The sequence below is a fragment of the Desnuesiella massiliensis genome, from assembly GCF_001403615.1.
Classification (GTDB): domain Bacteria; phylum Bacillota; class Clostridia; order Clostridiales; family Clostridiaceae; genus Desnuesiella; species Desnuesiella massiliensis.
In genome coordinates this window covers 244,320-257,623 of record NZ_LN879453.1, presented here as the reverse complement: position 1 = coordinate 257,623, position 13,304 = coordinate 244,320, and the positions used below count along the sequence as shown (strand labels likewise).

9 protein-coding genes are annotated in these 13,304 nt (G+C 31.0%); 2 read left to right on the top strand and 7 right to left on the bottom strand.

Annotated features, from left to right (window positions below; translation table 11 throughout):
- Positions 1-125 precede the first annotated feature (125 nt).
- Genes BN2665_RS03775 through BN2665_RS03745 form a run of 7 tightly spaced genes read right to left on the bottom strand, consistent with a single transcriptional unit; the run spans position 126 to position 8,875 of the window.
- Positions 126-2,486, bottom strand: a complete 2,361-nt coding sequence (locus BN2665_RS03775; protein WP_055665779.1) for a glycogen/starch/alpha-glucan phosphorylase — start codon at positions 2,484-2,486, stop codon at positions 126-128.
- A complete protein-coding gene (gene malQ, locus BN2665_RS03770; RefSeq protein ID WP_055665778.1) occupies positions 2,479-3,969 on the bottom strand; it encodes a 4-alpha-glucanotransferase in 1,491 nt (496 codons plus the stop codon). Before malQ ends, BN2665_RS03775 begins: the two co-directional genes overlap by 8 nt.
- A 27-nt stretch (positions 3,970-3,996) precedes the next feature.
- On the bottom strand, positions 3,997-5,013 hold the full coding sequence (locus BN2665_RS03765) for a LacI family DNA-binding transcriptional regulator (protein ID WP_055665777.1): 1,017 nt from the start codon (positions 5,011-5,013) through the stop codon (positions 3,997-3,999).
- 19 nt (positions 5,014-5,032) lie between these two features.
- Complete coding sequence (locus tag BN2665_RS03760; protein WP_055665776.1) at positions 5,033-5,794, bottom strand: PHP-associated domain-containing protein; 762 nt, start codon at positions 5,792-5,794, stop codon at positions 5,033-5,035.
- Positions 5,795-5,822: 28 nt separating this feature from the next.
- Complete coding sequence (locus BN2665_RS03755) at positions 5,823-6,686, bottom strand: sugar ABC transporter permease (RefSeq protein ID WP_055665775.1); 864 nt, start codon at positions 6,684-6,686, stop codon at positions 5,823-5,825.
- 2 nt (positions 6,687-6,688) lie between these two features.
- On the bottom strand, positions 6,689-7,609 hold the full coding sequence (locus tag BN2665_RS03750; protein ID WP_055665774.1) for a carbohydrate ABC transporter permease: 921 nt from the start codon (positions 7,607-7,609) through the stop codon (positions 6,689-6,691).
- A 48-nt stretch (positions 7,610-7,657) separates the two neighbouring features.
- Entirely contained in the window at positions 7,658-8,875 is a 1,218-nt protein-coding gene (locus BN2665_RS03745) for a sugar ABC transporter substrate-binding protein (protein ID WP_055665773.1), read from the bottom strand.
- A 604-nt stretch (positions 8,876-9,479) separates the two neighbouring features.
- Between BN2665_RS03745 and BN2665_RS27270 the strand changes: the two genes are divergently transcribed.
- Positions 9,480-9,653 (top strand): hypothetical protein, encoded by a 174-nt coding sequence (locus tag BN2665_RS27270; RefSeq protein ID WP_195892652.1) that lies wholly within the window; start codon positions 9,480-9,482, stop codon positions 9,651-9,653.
- 297 nt (positions 9,654-9,950) lie between these two features.
- Entirely contained in the window at positions 9,951-13,247 is a 3,297-nt protein-coding gene (locus tag BN2665_RS03740; RefSeq protein ID WP_074042210.1) for a DEAD/DEAH box helicase, read from the top strand.
- Positions 13,248-13,304 lie beyond the last annotated feature (57 nt).

Genomic DNA, 13,304 nt, shown 5'->3' with positions numbered 1-13,304 from the left:
GCTTGATCATACTATAATTATACAACACTTGCGGTGCCCACGGGCACCGCATTTTAATTTTTCGAACAAAAAAAGAAGCTGCTGCGCAGCTAACTATTTAGTTTAGTTAGTTGTGCAACATCCCCTTAATGATTAGTGCATTTTTTTATATTCCAAATATCTTTAGCATAGTCTAGTATGGTTCTATCGCTAGAAAATACTCCAGCATTACATATATTTTTAAAGCATATTTTGCCCCATTGCAATTTATTTTTATAGGCATCAAATACCTTGTCCTCTGCTTGTTTAAAAGCATCAAAGTCAGCTAATAGGAAATATTGATCTCCTTCTGTCATTAAAGAATTATATAAGTCTTCAAATTCTCCGGTACCACAATCATCAAAAGTTCCATCGATTAATGTATCTATAACTCTTTTTAAGTTTTTATCATTATTATAATATTTAGTAATATCATATTTTTCTTTTAAGGCTTCAATATCTTCTACTTTTAAGCCAAAAATAAAGTTGCTTTCTTCTCCGCTTTCCTTTACAATTTCTACGTTTGCTCCATCATAAGTTCCAAAGGTTGGAGTACCATTTAACATGAATTTCATATTTCCTGTACCTGAAGCTTCTTTACCAGCTGTGGAAATTTGTTTTGATAAATCAGCAGCTGGGAATAATTTCTCTCCATAAGAAACCCCATAGTTTTCTACAAAAATAACCTTGATTTTTCCGTTTATGTCGCTATCATTATTTACCGTATTTGCTATGGAATTAATAAATTTAACTATAGACTTTGCCCTCTTATAGCCAGGGAAGGCTTTTGCTCCGAATATAAAGGTTACATTGGGAATATCCATAGAGGGATCTTCTTTTAATCTAAAATATAAATCTAGAATATAAAAAGCATTTAATAGTTGTCTTTTATATTCATGCAGTCTTTTAACTTGTATATCAAATAAAGAATTAGGATCTATATCAATATCTTCTTTATTTTTTATGTACTTAGCTAATTGGTGTTTTTTAATATGTTTTATTTCTAGGAACTTATTAATAACATCTTCATTATCTATGAATTTTTCTAATTCTTTTAATTTGTCAAGATTCTTAACCCATTCTTCGCTGCCTAATAGTTCAGTTATTAATGTTGATAGTTCTTGATTACATAATCTTAACCATCTTCGCGGAGTTATTCCATTAGTTTTATTGTTGAATTTATTTGTATATAGCTTATACCAATCATTTAATTCTATATTTTTTAATATATCTGTATGAAGCTCAGCTACACCATTTACTGCAAAACAAATATGTATAGCTAAGTTAGCCATTCTTACAATTCCATCCTTTACAATTCTAAAATACTCTATTTGGTTTTTATCATATCCATTTTGTCTTAATTTACTTATAAATCTAGCATCAAGGGTGTAAATTATTTCTAAAATTCTTGGAAAAAGCTCTTCTATTAAATTCTCATCCCATTTTTCTAATGCTTCAGCTAATATGGTATGATTAGTATATGCAAAAGTTTTTTCAGCTATAGAACAAGCTCTATCAAAATCTAAGCCTTCTTCATCTATTAGTATTCTTATTAATTCTGGAATTGCTAACACCGGATGGGTATCGTTTAGCTGTATTACATTAAATTCACTAAATTTTTCATTAACTTCACCATGAAGAGCTTTAAATTTTCTTATTATATCTTGTAGTGAGGAGCTTACTAAAAAGTATTGCTGTCTAAGTCTTAATAGCTTGCCTTCTTTATTGGAATCGTTAGGATATAATACTCTTGAAATGTCTTCTGCCCTGTTTTTTAACTCTAAAGCTTCAACATATTTCTGTGAGTTAAATAGTTCAAAGTCAAAATCTTTTAATGGTTCACATTTCCAAAGTCTTAAGGTATTAATATTCTTGCTATTGTAGCCTATAATAGGGGTGTCATAAGGTATAGCATTTACAGTCATGTCAGAAAATTTTATTTGTACTCTTTCGCTTTCTTTTCTTATGCTCCAAGGTTCTCCATATTTTAACCAAGTATCTATATCCTCGTTTTGAGTCCCAGCTTCTATAATTTGCTTAAATAGCCCATTATTATATCTTATTCCATAACCCTTTAAAGGTAATTCCATAGTGGCAGCTGAGTCCATAAAACACGCAGCTAATCTTCCTAGTCCACCATTTCCTAAACCAGCATCTTCTTCTATTTCTTCAATTTTATTCATATCTATATTTAATTCAGTTAGAACGTTTTTTACTTCATCGTAAAGACCTAGGGCTATAAGATTATTTCCTAAAGCTCTGCCCATAAGATATTCAGAAGATAAATAATAAGCATTTTTAACCTTATTATAAATTTCATTAGTATTATTCCAATTCTCAATAATGCTTTCCAAAAGAGTTAAAGATAATGCATTAAATATTTCATATTCTTCCGCATTATTTAAAGTTTTACCATATTTTACAGCTAAGTATCTATTTAAACCTGCTTTAATTTGTTCTTTATTCATTACTACAACACCTTCCATAAGTTTTTGTCATTTCGTATATCTTGTTTGCTAGCTCATCTGTTAAGTAGTCTTTTTTTAATCTCCATGTCCACCAGCCTAAAGTAGATGGAAGATTTATTCTTGAATTATTCCCTAGATTTAAAAAATCTTGCATTAGGCATATAGAAAGGTTAGCTACGCTGCTCCAAGTACCTCTAATGAATCCCCAATTGTATCCTTCATCTTTATTTAAACCTAAATATTTTTTACAATATACTATGGATTCTTTATTCCCAGTTATCTCAAACCATCCTCTTATAGTATCATTGTCATGAGTGCCAGTATAAGCTACACAGTTTTCAGTATAATTATGAGGTAAATATACATTATTGCTATCTGAGTCAAAAGCGAATTGCAGCACCTTCATGCCAGGGAATCCAGATTCTTCTCTTAATTTTATAACTTCTTCAGTTATATACCCTAAATCTTCAGCTATTATTTTTACATCATCAAGTTCTTCCTTTATAGCTTTTATAAGCTTCATACCAGGACCTTTTACCCATCTTCCTTTTTCAGCGGTTTTATCACCATAAGGAATTTCCCAAAAAGATTCAAAACCTCTAAAGTGGTCGATTCTAATGACATCATATAAGCTTAAGCTGAATCTTATTCTATCTTTCCACCATTTAAAATCACTATTTTCAATTTCATGCCAATTGTATATAGGATTACCCCACAATTGACCAGTTTCAGAAAAAGCATCTGGTGGGCATCCAGCTACTTTTAATGGTACTTTATTTTCATCTAAAAGGAATATTTCTTGATTTGCCCAAAGGTCTGAACTATCTTCTGCCACATATATAGGAATATCTCCTATTATTTCTATGCCTAATGAATTAACATATTTTTTTAGATTTTTCCACTGCTTAAAAAATTCATATTGAATAAATCTCCAATACTCAATTTCATCTTTTAATAAATGCTTATAATATTCTAATGCATCTCTTTCTCTATTTTTTATTTCATTGTCCCACTTTTGCCAAGATACAAAAGAAAATTGTTCTTTTATGGCCATGTATAAGCAATAATTTTCTAACCATATTTCATTTTCTTCGCTAAACTTATAGATATCACTTTCTAGTTTATTTTTAGAATTCTGATATGCTTTTTTTAATATTCTCATTTTTTCTTTTGATAGCAAAGTATAATCAATTTTCTCTTCATTATTACAAAATTTAATATTTTCAAGATCGCTACATTTTAAAAGCTTATCTTCTACTAAAAGGTCTAAGTCTATAAAATATGGGTTTCCTGCAAATGCTGAAAAACATTGATAAGGAGAATCGGCAAAACCTGTATGACCCAAAGGGAGAATTTGCCAAAATTTTTGTCCTGACTTTTTCAAGAAATCTGCAAAGTTATAAGCCTCTTTACCAAAAGTACCTATACCGTAATTGCCAGGTAAAGAAGCTATATGCATTATTATTCCGCTACTTCTATTCATATCTGTCTCCTTCGATTGATAAAGTTGCTATTTAATCTTTTTTACAGAATTAGCCTTTATAAGTGTTGTCGGCAAGATTAAATGTTTATGTTGTGTTCTATTGTTTATTATATCTAGAAGTAAATCTATACTATTTTTAGCCATCACTTCTTGCGGCTGTTTTATGGTAGCAATAGAAGGATTATAAAATTCGCTTATATCCATACCATCAAAGCCTATTATTGATATATCATCGCCTATTCTTAAATTGCTATCTATTACGGCTTTGGCTGCGCCTATTGCCATTATGTCAGATATAGCAAAAATTGCTGTTAATTTTTTATTGGTATTTAATATTTTCATGGTTTCCTTATAAGCATCCTTGTAGTTATAGTTACCTATTAGGATATTGGATTCACAAAAATCAATAAAGTTTTTTTCTAAAGTCTTTTTATATCCTTGCAAACGAAGATAGCTTATGCCTAAATCATTCTTTTCACCAAGAATACATGCGATTTCGGTATGACCATTTTCTACCAAGTACTTAGTAGCAGTATAAGCTGCCTTTACATTATCTATAGCTATTAGTGAATACTTTCCGTTGTTCTTGCTAGATATACTGTCTACAGAAGCGAGCACAATGGGAATCTCTATTGCGTTAAAAGAATCTTCAGTGATTTTTAAGAAATTACCCCCAAGACAAATAACACCATTTAGTTTCTTTTCTTTGACAAAGGCAATGAGATTATCTATATCATCATCCTTTGTCCTAAAATCATTTTGTTGAAGTATCATGTTGTACCCAGCTTCATTTATTCTATTACCTATAATATTTATCATTTGTGAGAAAAATGGGTTGAATACACCTTTTACAAATAGCCCAATATTTTTAGAGGTATTTTGCTTTAAGATTCTAGCACTATTGTTAGGGATGTAATTGCTTTCCTTTATTATTCCAAGGATTTTTTCCCTTGTTTCTGCTTTTACATCAGGATGATTATTTATTACCCTAGATACAGTGCTAACACCTACGCCTGCAAGCTTAGCTATATCTTTAATATTCATATCATCTCTCCTCTTATTTTTAAATTTTGTAAGATTTTCCTAATTCTACTCGTTCGAATTCTCCTATCCATCTTCCTGTAATTTTATTATAGTATGCTTTATCCTTACCCTCAGATATCATAGTTTTGATTAGATCTTCTTTTACTTTTATTTCTTTATTAATCTCATCTACTCTATTTTGATCTTTCCCAATTTCTATGGGAAGTTCAATTAATGCTTTAGCAAGCTCTTTTTCATCTTTCGCTTCTGTATCTATAATATTATAGTATATTCCCACTTTATCAATACTGTGGGAATCTGAATTTCCTAATAATTTCATATTAAGTCTTTTAGCTAAGGTATTTATCAGTTCTTCATCACAACTACCTATGTTAGAAGAATGCAATTCAACAGCATCAGGAACAAAGGTCGCAATATCAATATCAATTACATTTGAATATCTATATGGATGGCATAACGCTATGAATCCATCTCTTTCTTTAGTAAATTTATATAGCTTTTCATAAGTCCAATCCTTGCTTTCTAATATGGTGTCATCTACTCCAATAACAAGTACATCCACGCCATTTGGTATAGTTCTAACTTCTATGCCATTAAAAATCTTAAAAGGAGAGTATTTTTGTCTTAAAGCTTCTAATCTATCTTTAGGCATCAATTTATCATGATCACTAAAGACTATGGCGTCTAATCCATATTTTATAGCACTTTCTATTAATTCTTCTTCATCTGAGCCACTGCAGCTAGAGCGCTGTTTGCAGTGATTATGTAAGTCTATTTTCATTGTTTTTCACTCCATTTATTTTAATATTCTAACCTTTAACAGAACCAGCTGTTAGTCCACTTTGTAGATATTTTTGCAGAAATAAGAATAATATAACTTGAGGGATTGATGCTATTACAGCAGCAGCTGAAAACATGGACCAATTTTGAGCAAATTCATCACTGATAAAGCTTTGTAAAGCTACAGATACAGTCCAATTATTAGGATTAAATAATAAGGATTTAGTATATACGAATTCACTATAGGTACCAAAGAATGAAAATAATAATATTACTGCAAACATAGGTTTAGCTAAGGGTATTATTATTTTAACAAATACTTGCCAATGGTTTGCACCATCTATTTTAGCTGCTTCATCCAGTTCAACAGGAATATTATCCATAAAGCCTTTTAGTAGCCAGATATTAAAAGCGCTGGTTCCTGCTAATAATATGGCTAATAAAAATATATTATCTGTAAGAGAAAACTTATAAGCTACAGTTAAAATAGCGGATGCAGCCATTATCATAGGAAACCTTTGTATTATAAGTATAGACATAAGTCCACTTTTTCTTCCTTTAAATTTCAGTCTTGAAAAGGCATAAGCTGAAGTAGAGGTTATGAATAATTGAAGAACTGAAACTAAAGAACAAAGTATGATACTATTTTTTATAGCTTTCATAAAATTAAAGTTATCGTTTAGTGAGCCATCGAATAGGGCTTTATAATTATTTAGTGTAAGTTTATCTGAAAATAAACCTGATGTGGCAAAGGTTGAGCCAGATGCAAAAGAATTAGCAACTACAAAGACTATAGGATAAAGAGCTATAAATACTGCAATCCATAAGATGGCTCTGTGTATCCAAAGCTCTATTACTTCATTTCTTTTTAATTTCTTTCTTGGATATTTCATAGCTAATTTACCTCCTTAAATTGTCCGCTTAGTTTCATTTGTACAAAGGTAATTGAGCCAATGATTATAAATACTAGCACTGCTAATGCAGAGGCTAAACCATAAGCCTGCATTCCTTCTCCCACTAGCTTGTAGGCAGAGCTTATTAATATATCCGTTCCTCCAGCCCAAACAGATTTACCAGTAGGTCCACCACCCGTTATCATATATATACCTGAAAAATTATTAAAATTATGGGCAAAGGAAGATATGACTAAAGGATAGGTAGCGGGTGCTAAGGTTGGCATAGTTATCTTTACAAACTTCTGCCATTTATTTGCTCCGTCTATTTCAGCAGCTTCATAATAATCTTGCGGAATAGAAGTTAATGCACCTAAACAGGCGTTCATCATAAAGGGCACTGTAAACCAAACACTACTAATTAAAATAGCTATTCTAGCTAAGGTTACATTTTGTAACCAAGGGATTTTTGAAGAAATTATTCCTAAAGACATAAGTAATTTATTAATTCCACCATATTCAGTATTAAATAAGCCTTGCCAAGATAACAGAGCTATGGTGCCAGGTAGAGCCCAAGGTAATACTAATATAGCTTTATATACTGCTCTTTCTTTTATATTTTTATTATTTAGAATTAATGCTAACATTAACCCTAATGCATATCCTATTAAGCAAGTTAAGCCAGCAAAAGTTAAGGTCCAAATAAACATTGGAATAAAACTATCTTTAAGAGGACCAAATAAGATTTTAGAGTAGTTTTCAAATTTGATAAAGTCTGGATTATTTAATCTCTGTACATTCATATTAGTAAAAGATATATATATAGTCTTAATTATTGGATATAATGTTAAGAAAATCATTGAGATTAGTGCAGGTGCTAAGTATAAATATGGATAAAAGTCAGTCTTTCGCTTCCTGTTCATTATTACCCTCCTATCAAAACAAGAGGAGAAACTCCTCTTGTTTTATTATTATTGAGTTATATCAATCTTTTGCTTTACCGCATCTAAACCAAATTTTGCAGCTTCTTTAGGGGTGTTTTTACCTGTTACCACTGATTCTAAAGCAGCTTTCATTGGATCCCAAACTAAAGTCATTTCTGGAACTATTGGTTTTACAACTGCATTAGGGAATTGATCTAAGAAGCCTTTTATTTTTGGATTATCATATTCATATCCTTTATAAGCTGGTAGTCTATTACCTGCTTTCATAAGTTCTTGTACCTTTTCTTTTTCAGATAAAAATTCTACTAAATTCCATGCAAGTTCTTTATTAGTGGATTTTTTAATTACATAACCTGTTTGCATACCTAACAAAGACTTACCAGGTACACCATTTATTGAAGGAAGTTTTTCCACAGAATAATTAAATCCGGCTTTATTTAGCTCATCAACATCCCATGGACCACCAATATAAAATGCAGTTTTACCAGCTTTAAAGTTTGCTTTTGGTATATCACCCACTGTGGATGCTGATACGATTTTTTTATCTGTTAAGTCTTTAATTAATTCAAAACCTTTAACTGCCCCTTCATTGCCTAGTCCTAAATCTTTTACATCAAATCCTTCGCCTTTCTCTTTAAATATATATCCACCACTTGTAGCGATTGGATAGAAGGATAAGTAAAAGTTAGTTACATCATATTGAAAGCCATTAGCTTGTCCTAATTTGACTAATTCTTCCCAAGTACTAGGGACCTCTTTGATTTTATCTCTATTTACAAATAATGCATAAGTCTCTGCAAACAAAGGATAGCCATAGACTTTACCTTCATAAGAAACTGCATCTAACATGGATTTTTCTAAAATTTGATCTTTTTTTATTAATTTATCTGGCATTTGCTCTATGATATCAGATTTGGCGTAAACACCTGTATGTCCATTAGATAATCCCCAAATTACGTCGGGCCTTTCATTGCTATTAACAATTTTAACTAGGTCTGATGAAGAAACGTTCATCAAAGAAAATTCTACTTTATTTCCTGTTTTGTCTTCCCAAGCTTTTAAGTCTTTCTTCAATACCTCATTTTCAGTTGGCGTTAGTTTTGACCATACTCTTAAAGTTTTTCCTTTAGGAAGTTGAGTACTAGTTTCATTAGAAGGGGTTTCCTTCTTTCCACATGCCATTAGTGATAGAGAGAATACACAGGCTAAAGCGGGTAATATTAATTTTTTTAATCTCTTGTTCATAAAAAAGCCTCCTTATAAGTTTTGTTTATTTAAGATGTAAAGTTTTATTAATTAAACTTTACATTTTCCTCCAGTAGGTTAATCGTCTTATTATTAAAGTTTATACAGTTTTGAGGTTCCGGTATCGTTATCGGTAACGTTACCAAAACGTTGCAAAAAAAATAGAAATATTTACTTGCATTATAAAAATTTTAACAATATAAATTGTACACTGTCCTGAAAACATTTGCAATATTTTTTTGAGATGTTTTGCTAATTATTATAGATATCTTTATATGTACAATGATTTTAAGGGAACTAAGGCAATTGTTATTTTTATGCACTAATATTCAGGAAAAGGCCATACATATAAATTGCGGGAAGATAGTTAGCAGCTAACCTTTAAAATACTAGTAATAAATTCCTCTTTGTTTAAATATATTATATAGAAAAACAAACTTAGGCATTGTAAAAAATAAATAGTCAAAGATGCGAAGTATATTTTGCGTAAGACAAGGACACAGGTTCCATCAATAGTGGACGCAGTATTACGCAAAATAGATGAGTAGACTGACTAGTTGTTTTTGGGGAGATGCCTTATATTGATGATAAAGGGGGATCTATTATGAGTAAACAATATAGGGGTAAAGCGCTATGGAAACTTCCGTCTAGAGGAAGAGGTACTTGTCCGGTTTGTAAAGCTGGGAGAATTAAGCTTCTCTATGAAATGATATTAGGAAGTGGAGATAAAATAAAGGTTTGTAAGAGATGTAAGAATAAAAAAGTAGAGAGTATTTAAAAGCTTGTAAATTGAAATCCTGGTTCGTTTTAGTGAACTAGGATTTCTAATTTATTGATTTAAAATAAATAGTAAATAATTGTATAACCTAAACTATATTTGAGAAATATTTCTTAAACTTAATGGCAATAATCATTAATATTAATTTATAATAATAAAGTATAGGGAAACAACTTCAACTATTACCTTATACATGCACCATAATGGCTGGAAGATACCATTTAGGAATATGTATAAGGTAAGTTGACCTATTGTTTCCCCATAACCAAGAAATTCATGGTTTAGGAGCAGATGTTTATGTTTCAATTAGATGAAAATAATATAAAAAAATATACCAATGAGCTAAGTTATAAAAGAGGCAAGAATTATTACGAGAGTGATTATGTTTTATCCATGGATGTGGACGATAACCATGGTTATATTAATATTTATGCTAAAGTAGAGTCTGCTAGTGATACTTGGATTTACGATGTAGAAGTGAGCTTTAATAAAGAAGGCTTTCTAGATTGTGACTGTGATTGTGAGGCTTTTAGAAGCTATTACGGAGGGAAATATTTTTGTAAACATATAGTAGCTGCTCTTCTAAAGTATATTGAAGAAGAGAGTAAGTATAAGAAAGTTCAAAATATAAAACCTAAAAACGAACTCATAAACCAGCTTAAGAACATTACTTTAAATGATATTAATAAGCAATCAGGGGTAAAAAGCGCTAAAAAAACTTTAGACTTAAAGATAAATTATGAAAATCAGGTCTATGGCAGGGAGAGGGTATCTTCTGTAGATTTTAGGGTAGGTGAGAATAAATTATATGTAGTTAAGGGCCTATCAAATTTTATTGAGAGTATTGTGCATTCACAACCTTTAGAATTTGGGAAAAACTTCACCTATGATCCCTCTGTACATAGTTTTTCGCAGGAAGATAGCGAACTTATAAAATTTTTAATTGAACTTTGGGAACTAGACAAGAGATTCAGAGGAAACGGTAGAGATTATTATTTTGGATATAGTGCAGCGCTGTTTAGTGGCAAAAAGGTTTATCTTACAGATTTGCAATTAAATAAATTTTTTCATTTGGTTGCAGGAAGAACTATAGAAGCAAATATTCAAGGGGAACAATATAATCAAATAGAGGTTGTTAAAGAAAATTTACCTCTAGAGTTTAAATTAGATACAGACTCAAATAATAATATAAAATTGATGATGGATGGTGAAGCGGGACTTACCTTAGATAGCCACGGCAACTCTTATTTGTATAAAGATAAGATATACCTTCCTAGCGAAGCGCAAAAGAATATATATGCCCCTTTTTATAATGAGCTTATTAAAAGTAAAGATAGAGTTATAAAGTTTGAGGAGCAGGAAGGGGAGGAGTTAGCCTCTTACATTATCCCAAACCTAAAGGCCATTGCTAGCAATATAAAAATAGATAAAAGACTTAAAGAAAAATTTTATGAGGAAAAGTTAAGAACTGAAGTTTATTTTGACAAAGCAGATGAGGCTATAGCAGCAGAAATTAAGTACCATTATGGAGAAGTTTCTATTAATGCTTTTAAGGATAATAAGGATAGGGAAAATAAAAATATATTGATAAGAGACGCTAAGGGAGAGCTGGAAGTTTTAAATATTCTCTTAGCCCATAGGTTTGAGAAAAGAGCAGATAGGGTTCTATTAAGTGATGAAGAAAATATAATTGACTTTTTAACTAATGGCATTGATAAGCTTCAAGAAAAAGCAGATATATTCTATAGCGAAGCCTTTAAAAGTTTTAAGGTATACAAATCTTCTAATATAAAATCCAATATAAGACTAAATGAAGAAGATTTTCTTGAGTTTAGCTTTAGTATAGAGGGCATAAATAAAAATGAATTAAAGGATATTTTGTCAGCCTTAAAACAAAAGAAAAAGTATTACAAGCTTAAAGAAGGCGGTTTTATAGATTTACAATCTAAGGAAATAAATGATGTGGGCACCATGATTGAATATCTTGATATAAAAGAGGGAGATTTAGAAAAGGATAAAATACTTCTTTCAAAATATAACGCTCTTTACATGGATCAAAAGATTAAAAATAGCACTTTAAATAATTATGTTGAGAGAAATAAGAAGTTTAGAGAAATGATTAATAATATAAAAGAAGTACAAGAGATGGATTTTGAAGTACCAGAAAGTCTAAAAGCCATCATGAGAGGATACCAAAAAACAGGATTTAAATGGTTTAAAATCCTGTCAATGTATGGCTTTGGAGGAATTCTTGCGGATGAGATGGGACTTGGTAAAACCCTTCAAACCATAGCCTTTATACAAGCAGAGATAGAAAGTAATGAAAAGGAAAAGAGGCCTTCTTTGGTGGTGGCCCCTACATCTCTTGTATATAACTGGGAAAGTGAAATAAGTAAGTTTGCACCTTCTCTTAAGTCCTTAGTATTGTCGGGAAGTAAGAAGGAAAGGGAAGAACTTTTTAAAGAAGTTGAAGCTTGTGATGTGGTTATTACTTCTTATCCCCTTATAAGAAGGGATATAGAGGAGTACAAAGATATAAAATTTAGCTACTGCATCTTAGATGAGGCTCAGCAAATAAAGAACGCTAATTCTATAAATGCAAAATCTGTTAAGGAAATTAATGCAAGGGGCTATTTTGCACTTACGGGAACTCCTATAGAAAATTCTCTTATGGAGCTTTGGTCTATCTTTGATTTTATTATGCCAGGCTACCTTTTAAGCAGTAATAAATTCTCTCAAAAATATGAAAGTCCTATAGCTAAAAATAAAGATAAGGAAGCTATGGAAGAGCTTAATAGACATATAAAACCTTTTATTCTAAGAAGATTAAAGAAGGAGGTTATAAAGGAGCTTCCTCCTAAGATTGAACACAAGCTCGTAGTAGAAATGAGTGAGGAGCAAAAGAAGCTTTATGTAGCCTTTGTTCAAAATTTAAAGAAAGAGATAGATGAAGAAATAGCTGAAAAAGGCCTAAGCAAAAGTAAAATTAAAATTCTTGCAGCCCTTACAAGGCTTAGACAGATATGCTGTGATCCTTCAGTGTTTATAGAAAATTTTAACGGAGATAGTGGTAAACTTCAAGCTCTTGATGATGTGTTAGAGGAAAGTATAAATTCAGGGCACAGAATATTGCTGTTTTCTCAGTTTACATCAGTGCTTAAGAATATACAAAAAAGGTTTGAGAAGGGCAACATAGAATTTATGTATCTTGATGGTTCCACTAAGTACGAAGATAGGGGTATCATGGTTAAGGAATTTAATGAAGGCAGAGGTCAGGTGTTTTTAATATCTCTTAAAGCTGGAGGCACAGGACTTAACCTCACTGGAGCAGATACCGTTATACACTTTGACCCTTGGTGGAACCCAGCAGCAGAGGATCAAGCCTCTGACAGGGCACATAGAATAGGTCAAAAGAACACTGTGGAAGTCATTAAGCTTATAGCAAAAGGAACCATAGAAGAAAAAATATATGAGCTTCAACAGAAGAAAAAAGAGATAATAAAAAATGTAATAGATGATAATGCAGGAGAAGAATCATTAATAAATGAGATGAGTAAAGAGCAATTGGAAGAGTTATTTTCTTACAATGCCTAAAATAGTATTTAACTTTTTACAATAACCATATACAATATATGTGGAAAGTATAAATTG